Genomic DNA, 17,002 nt, shown 5'->3' with positions numbered 1-17,002 from the left:
CCCCCGGGGAGACCACCAAAACGCCCCGCGGCGTGGTCGCCAGCAGGATCGCGCCCAGCCAGCAGGGCCGCAGGAGAAAACGAACGGTCTCGGAGGCCAACCCGGTGCCCTCAGGCTTCGGGCACAACCAAAAACAACTCTGGTGGGGCGGATCGGCCCCGGCAGATTCGGAGTCAGAGTGGACGCTGGCTGGCCCCCATCCCGCCCTCTGCTCGGCACCACCCAAGTCTTCCGCTGCTCCACCGATGCCCATCCAAGGCCCCGACCTTGCTCAGCCTGTCGTCATCGACACGATCCTTGCGAATGGGATAGCTCATGGCCCAGCGGCACCGGCACTGCTGGATCTGGAGCGCACCCTAAGCTGGGCCGAGCTGGAGAGTGCCTCTGAAAGCCTGGCGCGTGCCTATCGGGGCCTTGGCCTCAGACCCGGGGACCGGCTGGCCTCGCTGGTGCCTAACCGGGTGGATTTGATCGTCCATTACCTGGCTGGACTGCGCAGCGGCCTGGTCCTCACCCCCCTCAACTACCGCTATGTACCGGCGGAGATCGACCATGCTCTGGCGGTGAGCGGCGCGAGTGCCCTAGTGGTTCACGCCGAGCGGAAGGATGATGTGGCCCCCAGCGCAATGGTGGAACGGCTTCCGCTGGGCACGATCGAGATCGATGATCAACGCGGGTTCCAGCCGCTGCTCGATCGCAGTCCCGGAAATGATGATCCCTGGCCGGTCCTGCCGCCAGCCGCCCCCTGCTTCAWCTACTTCACCTCAGGCAGTACCTCCAAACCGAAGGGCGTGACCCACAGCCGGGCCAGCTTCGGGTCGATGCTCGCCTCTCTCGGGCAGGCTCTGGAGCTGGAGACGGGGTCCCAGGTGCTGGCGGGGAGCTCCCTGGCCCATGTGGCCTCCTCGGGGCTCTGCCTGGCGGCCCTGAGCCAGGGAGCGGCTGTGGCGATCGCCAACAGCATCGATACCGCCACCGTGGAGATGCTGCTGCGACGTTATCGCCCATCGGTGATGCTGATGCTGCCCGCTCCCCTGTTCTCTCTGGTGAGGGATGCGCAGCTGCAGCGGCAGGATCTGGGCTCGGTGCGCATTTGCATCAGCGGCGGCGACAAGGTGCCCCACCAGCTGCAGGAGGAGTTCCGTGCTGCCAGCGGGTTCACCATTGACGAGTGCTACGGCATGACCGAGATCGGTTGCGCCACCGTAGTTCCGCCGGGAGGGCAGAACCGCGTGGGTTCGGTGGGACTGCTCTCACCGGGATTCCGTGCCTCCCTGCGCGATGACAACGGCCGGGAAGTGGCCGTAGGAGAAGAAGGGCGGTTGTGGATTCAGGCCCCGTCGATGATGGTGGGTTACTGGGACAATCCCGAGGCGACGGCCGCAACAGTCCAGCAGGGCTGGCTCGACACCGGCGATGACATGCGGCTGGACGGCGACGGCTACCTCTGGTTCTGTGGCAGGCGCAAGCAGATCATCGTGCACGACGGCTCCAACATCTGTCCCCAGGATGTGGAGGAGGCCCTGGCCGAACACCCGGCTGTGGCACTGGCGGGGGTGATCGGCATCCGTGATCCTGTGCATGGAGAGAATGTGCGTGCCTATGTGGCACTCAGGCCGGGCCAGCTCGCCCCTGCGGCTGATGAGCTGATCGCCTTCGCCCGGGAACGCGTGGGCTACAAGGCCCCCGAGGAGATCCGCTTCTTGGCCGAGCTGCCGCTGAATCCCGTCGGTAAGACCGACCGCCTCGCCCTGCGACAGCTGGCGGCGGAGGGGCTGCAGGCTCCATGAGGGGACAGGCTGCCAGCCGAGAGGTGCGCGGAGCTTCTCAATCGCAGTCTCGCCAGCCGGTATATCCGGTCATCAGTGGATCCACTAGCTAGGGAAGCTCTGAGCAACAAGGGCTTGAGTGCCTCCTGAGATCAGGCATCCCCGGATTGCTCCTGTGGATGGGCTCAGGGATTGATCTGTTCCCGATCAAGGTGATCTTATGTCCCTTTTTCGCTGCCTTGCACCCGTGAATGGCCTCATTCGGCCACACCACACCCCTGATCACGGTGTTGCAAGCAACTGACGACGCGCCAGGAACAGATTCGTCAGTGCTGCCAGCACGTTCACCTTGCAGCGGTTTTTCACCATTCCCCGCAGCCTGGTCATTTGAAAGCCGAACTGCTGTTTGATCACGCGAAATGGATGCTCACCATTGGCACGGATGTGGGCCTTGGCTGTCTCCACCAGGTCCTGCAGCTTCCCGTCTGGCGTATCGGGCAGTGCTCGGCGCTTGCCGGGACGCATGGCCACCCGAAACTCCGTTGACCTGCCTGCCATCTCCGGCCTCTTCGCGATTCCCTGGTAGCCAGCGTCGGCGTAGACCACCTCCTCCTCCCCGTGCAGCAGCTCAGCTGCTGGGGTGAGGTCATGCACGTTGGCGGCAGTGGTAACCACTGAGTGGATCAGGCCGGAGTCCTTGTCCACACCCGCGTGGATCTACCGCTGCGCGGAAGCCTGCGGCTACATCCCGTAGTACCCCTGGTTGCCCTTCTTGGTCTGGTGCATCTCGGGATCCCGCTTGCCGTCCTTGTTCTTGGTGGAGCTGGGTGCGGCGATCAGCGTGGCATCAACGATCGTGCCCTGACGCATCGTCATTCCCCGCTTGCTCAGGTGGGACTTCACCGTCTCAAAGATCCGCTCGCCGAGGTTGTGCTTCTCCAGCAGGTGGCGGAACGCCAGGATCGTCGTCTCATCGGGGATCCGGTCACTGATCAGGTTGATGCCCGCAAAACGGCGCATGGTAGGCACCTCGATCAGGGCATCCTCCATCGCTGGATCGCTCAGCGAGTACCACTGCTGCACCAGGTGGATCCGCAGCATGGTGGCCAGCGGATCGGGCGGGCGGCCGCCTTTGCTGCTGGTCCTGGGGTAATGGGGCTCGATCAGAGCAATCAGGGCCTGCCATGGCACCACCGCGTCCATCTCCGCCAGGAACTTCTCCCGCTTGGTGCGCTTCTTAGCGGTGGACTGCTCGTAATCGCCAAATCCCAGCTGCTTGCCGCCCATCACCCCAGTCCAGGCTTGTGATTACAGCACCATTGTCCCGTGGTCGGGCTGGATTCTCCAGGGTCTCCCTAAGCAACCTGCTGGTGCGCTGCAGTCGCGACTCCATAGACAAGAGCAGCCGCCTGCCTAGGGACTGGACCGATACCCTCTTCCTGCAGAGGGCCATTGAACGGATGGCTCATATCACGGATCGCTGGAACACGCTGCAGGCTCAACAACAGCGATGAACACTCCTAAACCCGGGATCTCCACCGTGCGCTCGAAACATCTCACCTGGAAGTCCAGTTCATCGGCCTGGGCGCAGGCCGGCCAACGTTCAAGGGACTGGTACGTCGGCAGACTGTCGAAATTGAACGCAAACAGGAGCGTCTGGCTGGCGGCCCGACGACAAAAGGCCAGTACAGGGTCCTCGCTGGGAAGCAACTGCAGGTCCCCATCGGTGAGGGCCTCCTGGTTCTGTCGCCAGTGGATTAAACGGCGGTATTTATTCAACAGCGACTGGGGATCTCGCTCCTGAGCCTCCACCGCCATGTGGCGGTGCTCCTGTGGCAGCGGCAGCCAGGCTTGCGGCGCCTTGGTGAACCCAGCCTGAGCGCCCTCAATCGTCCACGGTATGGGGGTGCGGCAACCATCGCGACCCAGCACTAGCGGGTAGCCCCGGACCCCGAAGGGATCTTGCATCATCTCTCGGGGAATCTCGGCCTGGTGCAGCCCGAGTTCGTCACCCTGATAGATGCAGCAGCTCCCCTGCAGGCTGATCAGCAGCGCGGCGAGCTGATGGTCGAAGGCCTCCTGGCTGAAGTGTTCGTCCATCAGTGCCTCGTGCCAGCGTGAGGCCAGGCGGGGGAAGTCGTGGGTGCCTGCGGTCCAGCAGAGGATCCCCTCCCTAAAATGGTGCTGCACCCGCTCGATGATGCCTGTGAGCCTGGCGCTATCTAGGGGATCCTCACTCATCAAGGAAGAATTGTAGGCCATGTGTAGCTTGTTAGGGGCATCCACGTAAGCGGCCGCATCGGCTATCGCGTCCTCAGCGCAAGACACCTCAGCCAGGCTGGTGCGATTCGGATAGCTGTCGAGCAATGCCCGGATGCGTTTAACCATCTCTACGGACTCCGGCCGGCCCTGGTTGTAGGTATTCACGAAGCTGAAGAAGGGGACCTCTGCAGTGGCTCCATCGGGTAGAGCCATGCCATGAGAACGCAGCGGATTGTCGCGACAGTTCTGATCAGCTACCAGAAAGTTGATGACGTCGAAGCGAAATCCATCAACACCAATATCTAGCCAGTAGCGCCCCACATCAAGCATCGCCTCCTGCACCTCCGCTTTCCGCCAGTTGAGGGCGGGCTGCTCCTTGAGAAAATGGTGGAGATAATACTGGCGGCGCTGCGGCTCCCATGTCCAGGCTGAGCCCCCGAACGTGGACATCCAGTTGCTTGGAGGCTGGCCATCGGGGCCAGGATCATTCCAGACATACCAGTCGGCGAGCAGATTATCGCGATTCTTGCTGCTCTCGATAAACCACGGATGTTGGTCGGAGGAATGACTCCAGACTTGATCAATAATCACCTTAAGACCATGATCGTGGGCTTCATCTAAGAGCACGCGAAAATCGTCAAGAGTCCCGAAGAGAGGATCCACGTTCCTATAGTCGCTAACATCATAACCGAAGTCCTTCATCGGCGACTTATAGAATGGGGATATCCAAATCGCGTCGACGCCAAGGGATGTGACATAGGAGAGTTTCTGGATAATACCTCTCAGATCGCCAACACCGTCGTCGTTACTATCCTTGAAACTACGAGGGTAAATCTGATAGATTACTGCTGACTGCCACCAGTTATTTCGAAGTGTCATAACTCCACCAGAAGAGCTGCGTAGGGGGGACAACTTAGAACCTCGCCACAGACATGATCCTCGCCGAAGGCGTCCAAGCTGTGGATCACTAGGGAGGCCCGCAAGGGTTGATCGACAAGACCATGCCTTGAGGGATGGAAGTCGGCCCAGCCTCCGCTGGTATTGAAAAGGCAAAACACTTTTTGCCCCCCGGCGTCACCGCGCAGAAAGGCCAACAGTGGCTCATCTGTCTCCAGCAGCGTAATGGAACCGTTGTGCATGGCGGGCTGCTCCCGGCGCCAGTGCAGAAGCCGGCGCCAGGTGTTGAGCAGGGAGCTTGGATCCTTCGTCTGACGGTCCACTGCCAGAGCCCTGTGCCCGCGCGGAATCGGCAACCATGGCTCGCCTGCGGTGGTAAAACCCTGCTGGGGCGAGCTGGACGACCAGGGCATTGGCGTGCGGCAGCCGTCGCGACCGGGCAGAACCGGATACAGGGCTCTGCCGAACGAGTCCCGGATCCTGTCTTCGGGGATGTCAACAGGAATCCGAGCTTCCGGTAGGCCCAGCTCATCGCCCTGATAGAGGCAGAGAGCTCCGGGTAGACAGATCAGCAGAGCCGCCATCATGTGAAAGGCGAGTTCCGGATAGGGCTGACCTTGCTGATCGGCACCTGCCCAGCGTGAGCGGAACCGGCCATAGTCGTGATTCCCCACCATCCAGCACTGCCCCTGGTCGGGGAAGTTGCTGAGAGTGCGCTCGATCACCCCTCGTAACATCGCCATCGACAGGGGCCGCTCCTGTAGGAGAGAGCTGTTGTAAGCAAGGTGCAGGCGGTGTTGACCTTGCACATAGGCACCGGAGAGAACAATGGAGTCCTCAGCGAGCGTCACCTCCCCCAGGCTCATGACGTTGGGATACTCGTCCAGTAAAGCTCGGATGTATGGGAGCCTATCGAATGTCTCGGGGCGACAGAAACTGTTCACGAACTGCTGGCGGACCATCGGGTTGTCGGGCGATATCCCGTCAGGCAGTCCCATCTCCAGTGTGCGTTCTGGGTTATCGCGAAGGGAAGGATCCTCAAGGAAGAAGTTCACTGCGTCGATGCGAAAACCGTCGACGCCCTTGTCCAACCAGAAGCGGGCAAGATCAAGCACAGCCTTCAACACCTGCGGATTGTACCAGTTGAGTTCTGGCATACAAGGCAGAAAGTTGGCGAGGTAGTACTGGTGGCGCGCAGGATGCCAATGCCAAGCGCTGCGTCCCATGAATGCCGAGAGCCAGTTGTTTGGCGGGGAACCATCGTCGAGTGGATCATGCCAGACATACCAGTCGGCTTTTTGATTGGAACGCCTGGAGCCGCTCTCTACAAACCATGGATGAAGCTTGGAGGTGTGATTCCATACTTGATCGATCAACACCTTGAGTCCCATGTCATGGGCAATAGATATGAGTGTCTCGAAATCTTCCATCACCCCAAAGAGGGGGTCGACTTCGATCATATCTGTAATGTCATAGCCGAGGTCCTTCATAGGCGACTCGTAAAAGGGCGTCAGCCAGATGGCATCCACCCCTAGTGAGGCAACATAATCAAGTTGACGGATGATGCCTTGCAGATCACCGACACCGGTGCCGGTGGTATCGAGGAAACTCCAGGGCAGGATCTGGTAGATCACAGCATCCTTCCACCAAGGGCGGCCTTGCCAAGGATCACGCCGCCACCAGGGGCATAGCTGTGGGCTGACACTGGTGCCGCCGTTCCAGTTGTTCGTGCTCATCAGCGCAAGGAGTGTCGAGGGGGCGCGCCAGCCGCTAATCGCCTTAACCGCAGTGCGGGCATCGAGGGTGCCTGTATCGCCACTAAATCCCTCGCCTTCGTCCAGGGCTTTCGTAGGATACGGCATATGATCTTGCCGCCCCAGAGTCTTAGCACAGCATTATTGAATAGTATCCGATACTGCCTGGTGAACGTGACCTAGAGCCCATGACATGAATAAGTCCTTATGAGAACTTCTCAGTGGGTCAGATCTGGCCTAAGATTCACCTGCTTTCATGGACAAGCCGATACGGGTCACCCCAGGACTATCAGACTGTCCATCGATGACCAATCGCCACAGAATCCAGACGCCGGTTTACGGTGCAGCAGAAAGCTTAGGCCGTGGAGCTCTGTCTGCAGGAGGGCCTCTCCTGCAACACCGACGCCGAGCGGCTGGGTGTTCCTCCTCCAGCAGCCTGGCCCGCTGGTTACGGCAGGCCCGCATTGATCGCTGTCAGGCCCGTACCCTTGCATAGGGCATGCTCACCAGCGAGGAGCGCACCGAGCTCAGCCGGCTCCGCAAGGAGAACCGGGAGCTCAGGAGAGAGAAGGATTTTTTCAGGCTGGCGGCAGCTCACTTTGCAAATGAGCAGCTGCCGCCGACAGGTTTCGCCTGATTGATGAACCCATGGCTTAGCACTCCGCTTCCTGGTTGTGCCGACAGTTGGGGGTGGCCCATAGCGGTTACTACGCTTGGCTGCAGCGGCAGAAAGTGCCGGGAGCGGTCGGCCGATAACGCCCGGATCACCGCTTAGAGCGAGGCGGTGTTCCATCAGCACCGCGGCCTCTACGGCTCCCCCGGATCCATCAGGAGCTGCGCGCTGCAGGTCGCCCCTGTGAGCCGCAAGCGCTTCGCCCAGCTGGTGCATAGGGCTGAGCTCAGGCCCAGACCCCCAAGCCCTCCCGACCCTGCTCCAGGGCCAGCAGCGGAGCCGCTGGGGCGGTGGAGAATCCGCGGCAACATGAATTCCAGCCCCAGGCTTCGAACCGCTCCTGGGCAGGTAATATCGCCACGATCGGTACCAAAGTCGGCTGGCGGCACCTGACCGTCTTGATTGATTTGTTCAGCTTCGTATGGTCGGTTGGACGCCTGATCTCAGGATGGATGCCGATCTGGTGGGCGGGGCCCTCGGCAAGCGGAAGGAGGAGCCATAGGCTGCTCCTGCATACGGATCAGGGCAGCCAGTACCGAGCTAGGGACTACTGCGACCTGCTGAGGAAACGGGAGATCATCTGCAGCATGTCTGCCAAGGGCTGTTGCTGGAACAACGCGGTCGCGGAGATCTTCTTCTCCACCCTGAAGTTGGAACTCGACCTCGATGACAATCGAGACACTTTGATCTCACCCCAGCTGCTGAAGCACGATCTGGCCCTCCGGATCGAGGCTTACTACAACCGTGAGCGCCGCCACTCAACGATCGTTTACATCAGCCCGATCGTCTACGAGCAGCAGATCATTGCTTGCTGTACACTTAACACTGTGAACCCCTGATAGGTGTCCACGAAATCGGGAAGCCCACGAGCATGAGAATAGCCTTGTGATCTGAAGTTAGGATTGGGTTGATTGGCAGCTGGCAGCTAGGCTTCTATGAATACGCGCAAAGCACCCACAAGAAGCAGACCAAGCGCGAGAAATTCCTGGCCCAGAAGGAAGCGGTGGTGCCCTGGCAGGCACCGATCGAGTTAACGGAGCCCCACTTGCCCAAAACGCGCAAGAAGGGAGGGTGGTCTCCTTATCCAATGGCCACGATGCTGCGGCGGATCTCATCCCAGCCGAGCGCCTCTCGCAATGTCGGGTTTTTGGCGGGGCTTCCGAGCTCTTCCAGGGCTTCGAGCAAATCGTGCAACCGCTGCTGATCCGGCATCGATGGGCTGGGTTGCATCACCAGCACACCCGCCGCGCCATGCTGGGGAAAACGCTTGCTGCCGGAGACGGCGCCACGCCGATGTGTTTCTCCAGCAGCGCCAGCTTCGTGGTAGCGGCGGCGCTATTGCCGGTGGGGGTGGCCTCCGTACGCTATTGCCGCCAAGAGCACCGCAGCGATCTGCTGCCCCTGGCTCTCTCGCCGCTGTTCTTCTCGGCGCAACAGGCCCTGGAGGGTGTGGTTTGGCTTGGCCTCGCGCCGGGCGGTCCCTCCGGTCTTGCGCATCCCGCCGCGCTCGCTTATCTGTTCTTTGCCTACGCGTTTTGGCTGGCCTGGTTGCCCTGGTGCGCCCTGTGTCTGAACCGTCAGGCGCTGCCAAGTCTGCGTCACCGCCTACTGCAGATCGCTCTGGTGCTTGGGCTGCTGGTGGGCGGCGGGCTCTGGCTGCCGCTGCTTCTGGATGGCGCCCTGTTTGAGCCGGTGGTGGTGAACGGATCCCTCAACTACACCACCATACTGCTGGCAGACCGCTGGATCAGCCTGGGGCTCGGAAGCACATTGTACGGCATCGTGATCATCGCTCCATTGCTGCTCAGCCGCTCGGGGCGGCTACGTGTGTTCGCTGCATCTGTGCTTGTGGCCTTTCTGCTGTCGCATTTTCTTTACACCTACGCCTTCACCTCGGTGTGGTGCTTCTTCAGCGCACTGTTGTCGGGCTCGCTGTATTGGATTCTTCGGGATCCGCAGCCTGTGAGTGCTGGTTGCCTGACGACGCCCCGCTGTACCTCGAATGCGTGAACCGCCTCTGCGATCAGGTGCAACGCCTGACCCTCCCGTCCCCGCCGATCCCGCCCAGCTGCGCCGCGACAAGCGCTGGACCGCTCTGGCGGCGGAACTGAACAAGCCCAACGCCAAGGTGCTGGGCACAAGCGATGGCGTCAGCGCCCCAGCACCCGCATCCTGCCGCTCAAGGCCTTCGACGCGCGCGGCTTCGTGCTCTTCACCGAGGTGGGCCAGAAACCGCTCCCGTAGCCACTCCCAGGGCCAGTCCAGCACGGAGTTGCGGCTGGGCTTGCCGTAGGGCTGCCAGCTGCCCTGCCGCCGGTGCATGCGAACGGTTTCAGGTGAGCAGCCCAGCTCCTTGGCAATCCGCCGCCGGCCCCAGCCTGCTGCCTAGAGCCGTCGCATCGCTAGACCAGTTTTCCCTGTCGCCTGACCGAAGGTGAAGCGCATGCGCAATAGTGCCCCTCAGGAGCCCAGCGCCGCTCATTACGCATGACCAAGTCCCTGAGTCACGGACTCCGCTTGATCAGCCTCTGGCTGGTGTGGCTGCTGGCGATGTTGTTTCACGTGGACCTGGGCCTGATGCCGCTCTTCCACGGTCAGTCGCCGGAGATCGATAGTCATGTCGAGGCCTCAGCCCTTCCCTGGCTGTTCGGGGCCATGCTCGGCTATTTTTTGTTACCACTGATCGCTGTCGTACTGATCGCCTACGCTTGTACCTCGTCGGCACCACCGCAGCGCTGGCGAGGATGGCGGCGGATTCATTTCTGGTTCAGCGTGCTGTACAGCATCACAAATCTGCCTCATTTGATCGCAGACATCCTGGTGCCGGATGCGCGGGTCGACCAGATCGTGCTGATGGCGGCTCTGGTGATGTTCGGCCTACTGATCAACCTGGAGGGCTGGCGCTGGTGGCGGGACAAACCTGCCCTGAACGGTTGAATCGCTGCTTACTTCGACCTCCACAATGGCTGAAACCCGGCGAGTGTGGCCGTGAAGGTGATCGTGGATCTGTGCGTGGTGCCAATCGACGTGGGCATCAACTTGGTGCCCTACATCCTCGCCTGCGAGAAGGTGCTCAGCGCCGCCGGCCTGAAGATCTAGCTGCATCCCAACAGCACCACGAACGAGGTCGAGTGGGCACCGGTGTTTGTCGCCATCAAGGCGTGCCATCAGGTGGAGCACGCTATGGGCTGCCCGCGCGTCTGCACCACGGTGAAGATCAATACCTACAACGACAAAGAGCAGACCCTGGAGGACAAGCTGGCCAGCGTGCTGGCCATGCTCTGATGTCGCCGGCTCCTGCTATCGGCAGCAACCGCGGCGGAAGGACGCGAACCACCTGTTAAGGGCTACAGCGCAAGGCGCAATGGCAAGAATATAGCCTTTGGGGAAGAGGCTATTATCCCAGGTATTGCGATGTTTCTTTAGCTCATACTGAGTGTACTGTTTAGCGATGTCGAATGACAGTGCATTGCTCTCCCATTCGCATATCTCTAGACCTCCGCGAATTAGCGGGCTGTCAAAGCTGGGATCAAGGGTGTGCCAGTCATCATCGAGAGCCAACTCCACCCATACGTGAGTCAACACAAAATCATCGGGAAGCAAAGACCGTGCGCTTGCAGGAAACCGATTATCAAGAAATGTCTCGCCAGCGCACAGCCTTACGGTGTACCCTAAGGAGTCAAGGCGCTTCAGCAACTCGATGGATTTAAAGTAGCAATTATTCGGTCGCCTGTTTTCGGGCGTTGTCCATGAATACGGTCGATCGCGTATTTCAATAAACACCGCTACAGCTTGCTCGTCATCCATAGGACTTGATTTGATCGAGTCAATGCGAACAGGGCTAGGTGCGTTTTCTCGGCAGGTCAATCAGCGATCAGCAGCCGCTGGAGGGACTGCTGGGTTTCCCCTGATTTCGTGGACACCGATCAGGGGTTCACTGGGTTGAGCCTAGGTGCAGCGATGCATCGCTGCTCGTAGTCGATCGGACTGAGGTAACCGGTCGTTGAATGGCGGCGTTCTCGGTTGTAGTAACCCTAGATCCAGAACGCCAGATCGCGCTGCAGCTGCAGGGGCGAGATCAGGACTTCTGGGTTGTTATCCAAGTCGAGTTCGAGTCACTACTTAGCAGAAGCCTTCGGCTACAGGGTGGAGAAAAAGCTCTCCACCACCGCGTTATCTGTTCGCGGACAATCACGTTGGACAGCGGCCAAGGGGCTTGACGCGGGACACCGTGGAGCTCTGCCTACAGGAGAGCCTCTCCTGCAACACCGTCGCCGAGCGGTTGGGTGACCCCTCCAGCAGCCTGGCCCGCTGGTTGCGGCAAGCCCGCATTGATCAGGTCCAGGCCAGTACCCGCGACCAGGGCCTGCTCACCAGCGAGGAGCGCGCCGAGTTCAGCCGGCTCCGCAAGGAGGTGCAAGGGCTCAGGAGGGAGAAGGATGTTTTCAGGCTGGCGGCAGCGCACTTTGCAAAAGAGCAGCTGCCGCAGAGAGGTTTCGCCTGATCAACCAGCTGGCCGCACGTCACTCGGTGGCCTGGCTGTGCCGGCAGCTGGGAGCTCCTGTGCTGGATTTGCCAACGCCCTTGGCGATTCTCCTTCTGAGCCGAGACCGCTGGGCGGGGGGGGCAGGAGCGACAGTGTTATTGACTACAGAGAAAAGGAGCTGGAGGGGATATGTTCAAGCCTGACAGAGTCAATGCCAGTTTCTAATCATCCAGTGCCCCTAGTAAAGTCGATAGCTCTGTTTGCAGCCGCCCTATTCTTCTCTTCGTCGACAACAGCATCCAATGCCAGCCCTTCGGGATGCAGAACCTTGTCCAAGAGACTGCCATCCCTTCAGTGGGATTTGATCCTTGACCGTGAAAGCAATCGTGTAACCAAGATGGCTATGCAGACAGGGCAAGTCCGCACCTTCCAGGCAAGGTATACATCATCAGAAGTTCATTGGTCTGAACCGCGTGGGCTAGCCAGTCTCACGTCATACACCCTCAATCTTGCATCCGGCCAAGTCTCCTCTACCGTCATTGGACAGGACTTCCGCTCCCCTTTCTGTGAAAGCATTGCATAGGACCTTGGCCTAGCCCACGGAGCGCTAAAAGTCCTTGCGCGGACTTGAACTTAAGAACGTGACCGGGGGCCCCAAGGGCAACGCATATCTTCCTAGGCATTTATTTTCTTGTATCAACCGCGACCTTGAAGCGGTTTGGTCATTATGATTTGGGATAGTTGATTAAGAGGAAATCATGCGCGCTCTAATGCACACTGCTCTACTGCTGCCTCTATTTGCCTTTGGCTGGGCAGGAGCAGTTTCGGCTGAGTCTTTGACCAGAGATTCAGTCTCGAACGATCTGGCTACTGGCCGGTCTATGCAACAGGTCCCCCAGGATGGTCGCAATGTGAACACCCAGTGTGTCAGCTTCGGGCCCACACCCCACTACCGTTGCACTACCACATGGGACGAATAGGTCATCCGCCTCTTTTATCGGTTCGGACGGCAGCTGAATTCATTAGGCACCCTATCGGCCATGGCTGATAGGGTTTTTTATGCAGTGCTGACTGCGAAGCTCCTCACACCTATCCGTGAAATCGCGGGGACCCCAGCCCGCCCCATCGATCGGTTTGGGGCGACTCTTCCTGACGAGACAACTTCAAACAGCTTCAGCAGGACATCTATCCTGCCGGAAGCTTGGTCCGAACTGGCGATATCGTGGAGGAGTCAATCGTCACTGGTCGGTTGGTGCTGCAACCGTTGTGGTAACGGCTGGGGTCATCCAGTTTCCCTATGGCCAGCTGCACTTCCCATAACCAGCTTGCGAGACTCCGAGGCACCCCGGCGATGTTAAGGCGAAGGGGAAACAAAGCAAAAAGGGGCTTCTGGGTAGTCTCAGCAGCTACTTGACCCGCTCACTGCAGTGCTGCCCTGGCATGGTCGATGCGTTGTGAGCTGAAGTTGTTGCCCACCATGGTCACCATGTCTCCGTAGTGGGTACGCGCCAGCGCCTTGTTGCCCTGTTCTTCCGCTGCCCGCCCGGCGCCGTAAAGGCTGTTGAGGCGTCCCTGGCTTCGCTCCAGAACGGCTGCATATGCCTGGTACGCCTCAGTGGGCCTGTCCAGCTCCATCAGCATGTCGCCCAGCAGTTCCTGCGCCGGCAGCACTTCTCCAGGTGTCACCGCATGCTTCTCGCTGCTGGCCTCCAGGGCGGCCCCGCCTGCATCGCCGCCAAGGCCCCTTCCTGATCGCCCTGGCTGAACAGCAACCAGCCCCTGGCGGATTGCTGCATGACTGCCACCTGTTCCCCCCAATAGGCCGAAGCCTGCTTGGCCTCAGTCTCCAGTTGCACCAGCTGTTGCAGTTCCTCTGCGGTGCGGGCATTCTGGCCGCTGCTGGCGGCGCCGAGGGAGCGGCTGAAGCGGCTGATCGCCTCCATGGCGGGGAACTTCTGCCACGGGAACCGCTCCGGACAACGCGCCGCCAGATCGGCCGCCGACTCCCAGGGTTGCTGCTCCAGGGCGATGCGAGCCGGCACCGCCGCCAGGAGTTGTCGCCAGAGCCGGTGCCAGGCCTCACCGGGGAGGATGTCAGCCTGCAGCTGGGCACGCAGCAGGGCGCGGGGTTTACGGCGCAGGCTCTCGATCACGTGGCGGAAATCAATCCGCCGCAGCGGTCCCTTGTGGCCCGCTCGCCGATGCAGGCGAGGCAGGGTCTCGATGAATCGGCTGCGCAGGAACAGATCCAGCCGGTCGTGGCGCAGATGCACCGTCAGCTGGTGGCCGACCAGCTGGGAGGGCACGCTGTAGGTGACGGAGCGCACCTCGTGTCAAGCGACATCCGCTTTTGGTCCCGGACCAGTTTTCGCTGTCGCCTGACACCTCGATCGTGCTGGTGCTGCGCACCCGCCGGGCTTTATTTCTCGCCGACCCATGAGCAAGACCACCTGCACCTACTGGAATCCATTGGACCGCGGCCAGCAGCAYCGMTGGCGMTGGCTGGAGGGGCTCGAGTGGCAGGTGGAGGCGCTGATCCTCAGCCACGATCCGGCCAGCGGAGAGTTCACCCGCCTCACCCGCTTTCACCCTGGCGCCGACACCAGCACTTTCGGGGCGACGGTGCACGACTACCCCGAGGAGATCCTGATTGTGAGCGGCAGGCTGTGGGATGAGGCCTTCGGGGTGTGGCTTGAGAGCGGGCATTACGCCAGCCGTCCGCCCGGCGAGGTGCACGGCCCGTTTCGCAGCGAGCAGGGCTGTGTGGTGCTGGATGTGTCGTTCCCTCAGCGGTTGGAGCCGGATGGTGATGCCTGAGGCCCCTGGCTTCAGGACCAGGGCATCTCGGAGAGTGCTCCGAGGTGAGGCATCGCCATCCAGTGCATGCGCGGTCCGTCGTAGCTGAGGAAGCACTGCAGGTGCTCGGCCCGGCCCAGCTCGCCGTCTCGTTCGTCATAGCCCGCAACCCACTCCAGCAGAAAGAGGAGCCTCTCGTTCTGCTCGGCGGCCGAGGCGTACTTGTGCGGTTCCCAGGGCCGTGATCGGCAGTTCGCCAGGCAGACCTCGACGCCGGGATCCAGCCAGATCAGCCGCGGGTGGAAGGCCAGAGCGCTGCGCACCAGGCTGGCGTAGCAACCTTCCACCACCCAGCGCTCGTGGCTGCGACAGAAGTCCTTCACCTCGGCCTGTGCCAGCACAGGTTCACTGTGCACCGCGATCTGGCCCGGCTCCCAAGCGACGGTGTCCAGATCAAGGCGCTCCGCTCTGGCTCTCTCAGCCAGCCAGCGGGCCAGGGTGGTCTTGCCGGAGCCGGCATTGCCAAGTATCACAACCCGCATCGGCTGCCGGGACCAAGGCCGCGGCAGTGATTCTCAAGGATCGGGGGCAGTCTTGATGAAGACCCTTGTCGGCAGGTAACGGCTGTTCTCGATTGCTTGGGTGCCCATTGCCGGATCACCGCACCGGGCTGATTGTGATCCCATCGCTCCCGGGAGGCTCCACCGATGGATGACACCCCACCGCAGCAGCACCCGGGAGTGCGCTGACGATCCGGCCCCTGCTCCAACATCCTCACCCGATCTCTGGTTTCCCAGGCGTGTGACGCCGTCGCCATCCACTGCACCGACCCAGGTGCCCCGGACTCCACGGGAGACCCCACTGGACCCCTGGCCCCAGGCGCCAGCGTCAGCAGCTCCGACCCCACCTCGATCAACCGCAAGCCCGGTGGCACTGCCATCGGGCTTTGCCATGGGCTCCATCACCTCACCGGCGCTGACAACCATGAATCCACGCCGCTGCAACCGCCACCAGTTGGAGCAGCTCACCGACCTGCCCAATGTGGGCCTCGCGATGGCCGCCGCCCTGCAGTCCCTCGGATACCAGGCGCCGGCTGATCTGGATGGCTGCGATGCCTTCTTGCTGTACCAGAGCCTCAGCCAGCAGAGGGGCTGCCGGCAGGATCCCTGCGTGCTGGATGTGCTCCTCTCGATCCAGCGCTTCCTGGCCGGAGAGCAACCGCAGCCATGGTGGGCCTACAGCCAGGAACGCCGGCGCCGCTATCCCCAGCTCTGATCCGCCGGCAGGAGCGCATCAAAAAGGCGCCCCCATCAGGACGCCAGCTGGCTGGTTGCTGGCCAGCACCGACCTACTCGTCCTCGTCGGCGCTGCCGATGGGAATGAGCTTGATCTGTTTGCGGCCGAGCTTGATCTCGAACTCATCGCCAGGCTCCAGGCCCAGCTGGGCGGTGTAGGCCTTGCCCACCAGCAGGTTGCCGTTGAACTGCACCTTGGTCACAAAGCTGAGTTTGCGGCCGTCCTTACCCCGGCCCTGGCTCCCATCGCCCAGGCTGACGCCCTTGGCGTCCAGCAGGGCCTCGTAGAAGGCGGTGAAGTTCAGCCGTTCGGTGCCATCCTTCTTGGTGCTGACGTAGCCGCACTCTCGCACCAGTTCGGACTTGCTGGCGTCGCTAAGTTCCTTGACCTTGGCGAGCAGTTCGGGGCCGGTGAGCATGAGAACTCCTGGGATTTGACTATACTCTATGGCATAGCTGATCCATCGCGATGGCGATCTCTTGCTGGTTGCTCCTGCCAGCAGCATTGCCTGCTCTCATTCCAGCAGTTCTGGACAAGATTCTGGGTGATGTTATCTCGTAATAGAGGCTATTGAGGCCACTGGCTGTTGGCAGCAAGCTCAACCTCCCAGGCCTGCTGCCCCCTACCGCCACCGGCTTTCGCGGGCCTCACCATCCCCATTGCCATCGAGGTAGGTGTGACCCTGCCGCAGGAGCTCCTGGGCCCTGGCGTAGGAGCCGATCTCCCTGCATCTGTACCTCCGCCCGCCTGGGGTGGTGCCATCGGGAATGCGGTTGGAGCGCCTGGATCGCCGGAAGTCCCAGGGGCGGGTGATGCCTGCGCTCATCTGCCAGGCGCCATGGCGGCGCCGGCTGGCCCGATACTCGGCATCCAGATACCCCCTGGCATCGCAGCCGCTCAGGTACTGCCGGTAGGCGTATGCCTGGCCGTCCTCCACCAGCGCCAGGTTGATGTTGATCTGGCCGATCACCTCAGCGACGGTGCGGCCGTGCTGACGCCGATCTAGAGCACCGTGACCTGCCGCGGTTTGGCGAACGTGAGCACAGGCAGCAGCCAGCGCTCCGCTTTG

The 17,002-nt window shown here is 61.2% G+C and carries 16 protein-coding genes and 1 pseudogene; 9 read left to right on the top strand and 8 right to left on the bottom strand.

Annotated features, from left to right (window positions below; all coding sequences use genetic code 11):
• The first annotated feature begins 245 nt into the window (after positions 1-245).
• Complete coding sequence (locus tag IQ216_RS01045; RefSeq protein ID WP_193813968.1) at positions 246-1,790, top strand: class I adenylate-forming enzyme family protein; 1,545 nt, start codon at positions 246-248, stop codon at positions 1,788-1,790.
• Positions 1,791-2,051: 261 nt separating this feature from the next.
• Here the strand turns inward: IQ216_RS01045 and IQ216_RS01040 are convergent.
• The 3 genes and pseudogenes from IQ216_RS01040 to IQ216_RS01030 form a co-directional block, all read right to left on the bottom strand.
• Positions 2,052-3,056: pseudogene (locus IQ216_RS01040) on the bottom strand (IS5 family transposase).
• A gap of 183 nt (positions 3,057-3,239) precedes the next feature.
• Positions 3,240-4,910 carry an alpha-glucosidase gene (locus IQ216_RS01035; RefSeq protein ID WP_193813967.1) on the bottom strand — a complete coding sequence of 557 codons (1,671 nt, stop codon included), beginning with the start codon at positions 4,908-4,910 and terminating at the stop codon, positions 3,240-3,242.
• Complete coding sequence (locus tag IQ216_RS01030) at positions 4,907-6,664, bottom strand: alpha-amylase family glycosyl hydrolase (RefSeq protein WP_193813966.1); 1,758 nt, start codon at positions 6,662-6,664, stop codon at positions 4,907-4,909. Before IQ216_RS01030 ends, IQ216_RS01035 begins: the two co-directional genes overlap by 4 nt.
• A 517-nt stretch (positions 6,665-7,181) precedes the next feature.
• On the opposite strand from IQ216_RS01030, the gene IQ216_RS01025 reads away from it, so the two are divergent.
• The 6 genes from IQ216_RS01025 (at position 7,182) to IQ216_RS01000 (ending at position 11,859) form a co-directional block, all read left to right on the top strand.
• Positions 7,182-7,319: a hypothetical protein gene (locus IQ216_RS01025; RefSeq protein WP_193813965.1), complete on the top strand. Its 138-nt coding sequence runs from the start codon at positions 7,182-7,184 to the stop codon at positions 7,317-7,319.
• Positions 7,320-7,645: 326 nt separating this feature from the next.
• A complete protein-coding gene (locus IQ216_RS01020) occupies positions 7,646-8,194 on the top strand; it encodes a DDE-type integrase/transposase/recombinase (protein ID WP_193813964.1) in 549 nt (182 codons plus the stop codon).
• 232 nt (positions 8,195-8,426) lie between these two features.
• Positions 8,427-9,365 (top strand): DUF6629 family protein, encoded by a 939-nt coding sequence (locus tag IQ216_RS01015; RefSeq protein WP_193813963.1) that lies wholly within the window; start codon positions 8,427-8,429, stop codon positions 9,363-9,365.
• A 507-nt stretch (positions 9,366-9,872) separates the two neighbouring features.
• The gene (locus IQ216_RS01010) at positions 9,873-10,292 is read left to right on the top strand and encodes a hypothetical protein (RefSeq protein WP_228006985.1); all 420 of its coding nucleotides are present in this window, start codon (positions 9,873-9,875) and stop codon (positions 10,290-10,292) included.
• A 162-nt stretch (positions 10,293-10,454) separates the two neighbouring features.
• On the top strand, positions 10,455-10,640 hold the full coding sequence (locus IQ216_RS13980; RefSeq protein ID WP_228006989.1) for a thiamine-binding protein: 186 nt from the start codon (positions 10,455-10,457) through the stop codon (positions 10,638-10,640).
• Between the two features lie 931 nt (positions 10,641-11,571).
• Entirely contained in the window at positions 11,572-11,859 is a 288-nt protein-coding gene (locus IQ216_RS01000; RefSeq protein ID WP_193813961.1) for a hypothetical protein, read from the top strand.
• 1,401 nt (positions 11,860-13,260) lie between these two features.
• Here the strand turns inward: IQ216_RS01000 and IQ216_RS13975 are convergent.
• Positions 13,261-13,512 carry a tol-pal system YbgF family protein gene (locus tag IQ216_RS13975; RefSeq protein ID WP_228006984.1) on the bottom strand — a complete coding sequence of 84 codons (252 nt, stop codon included), beginning with the start codon at positions 13,510-13,512 and terminating at the stop codon, positions 13,261-13,263.
• An 11-nt stretch (positions 13,513-13,523) separates the two neighbouring features.
• Positions 13,524-14,168 (bottom strand): hypothetical protein, encoded by a 645-nt coding sequence (locus IQ216_RS13970; RefSeq protein ID WP_228006983.1) that lies wholly within the window; start codon positions 14,166-14,168, stop codon positions 13,524-13,526.
• A 109-nt stretch (positions 14,169-14,277) separates the two neighbouring features.
• Between IQ216_RS13970 and IQ216_RS00990 the strand changes: the two genes are divergently transcribed.
• Entirely contained in the window at positions 14,278-14,658 is a 381-nt protein-coding gene (locus IQ216_RS00990) for a cupin domain-containing protein (RefSeq protein WP_193813960.1), read from the top strand.
• Positions 14,659-14,669: 11 nt separating this feature from the next.
• Here IQ216_RS00990 and IQ216_RS00985 read toward each other — a convergent pair whose 3' ends face one another.
• Positions 14,670-15,179: a shikimate kinase gene (locus IQ216_RS00985; protein WP_193813959.1), complete on the bottom strand. Its 510-nt coding sequence runs from the start codon at positions 15,177-15,179 to the stop codon at positions 14,670-14,672.
• A 442-nt stretch (positions 15,180-15,621) separates the two neighbouring features.
• Here IQ216_RS00985 and IQ216_RS00980 point away from each other — a divergent pair, with 442 nt between their 5' ends.
• The gene (locus tag IQ216_RS00980; RefSeq protein ID WP_193813958.1) at positions 15,622-15,912 is read left to right on the top strand and encodes a helix-hairpin-helix domain-containing protein; all 291 of its coding nucleotides are present in this window, start codon (positions 15,622-15,624) and stop codon (positions 15,910-15,912) included.
• Positions 15,913-15,985: 73 nt separating this feature from the next.
• Here the strand turns inward: IQ216_RS00980 and IQ216_RS00975 are convergent, their stop codons facing one another.
• Positions 15,986-16,351: an AbrB family transcriptional regulator gene (locus IQ216_RS00975; RefSeq protein WP_193813957.1), complete on the bottom strand. Its 366-nt coding sequence runs from the start codon at positions 16,349-16,351 to the stop codon at positions 15,986-15,988.
• A gap of 204 nt (positions 16,352-16,555) precedes the next feature.
• A complete protein-coding gene (locus IQ216_RS00970) occupies positions 16,556-16,990 on the bottom strand; it encodes a thermonuclease family protein (RefSeq protein ID WP_228006988.1) in 435 nt (144 codons plus the stop codon).
• Positions 16,991-17,002 lie beyond the last annotated feature (12 nt).

Origin of the sequence: Cyanobium sp. LEGE 06143, assembly GCF_015207535.1 — a bacterium.
Taxonomy (GTDB): domain Bacteria; phylum Cyanobacteriota; class Cyanobacteriia; order PCC-6307; family Cyanobiaceae; genus NIES-981.
Note: the sequence above shows the minus strand (reverse complement) of the source record. Positions and strands in the feature narration are given on the sequence as shown.

What these genes read in the sequence shown, in the direction of transcription:
- IQ216_RS01035 (WP_193813967.1), bottom strand. Translation starts at nt 4,910, where the DNA reads ATGACACTTCGAAATAACTGGTGGCAGTCAGCAGTAATCTATCAGATT.
- IQ216_RS01030 (WP_193813966.1), bottom strand. Translation starts at nt 6,664, where the DNA reads ATGAGCACGAACAACTGGAACGGCGGCACCAGTGTCAGCCCACAGCTA.
- IQ216_RS01025 (WP_193813965.1), top strand. Translation starts at nt 7,182, where the DNA reads ATGCTCACCAGCGAGGAGCGCACCGAGCTCAGCCGGCTCCGCAAGGAG.
- IQ216_RS00985 (WP_193813959.1), bottom strand. Translation starts at nt 15,179, where the DNA reads ATGCGGGTTGTGATACTTGGCAATGCCGGCTCCGGCAAGACCACCCTG.
- IQ216_RS00980 (WP_193813958.1), top strand. Translation starts at nt 15,622, where the DNA reads ATGAATCCACGCCGCTGCAACCGCCACCAGTTGGAGCAGCTCACCGAC.
- IQ216_RS00975 (WP_193813957.1), bottom strand. Translation starts at nt 16,351, where the DNA reads ATGCTCACCGGCCCCGAACTGCTCGCCAAGGTCAAGGAACTTAGCGAC.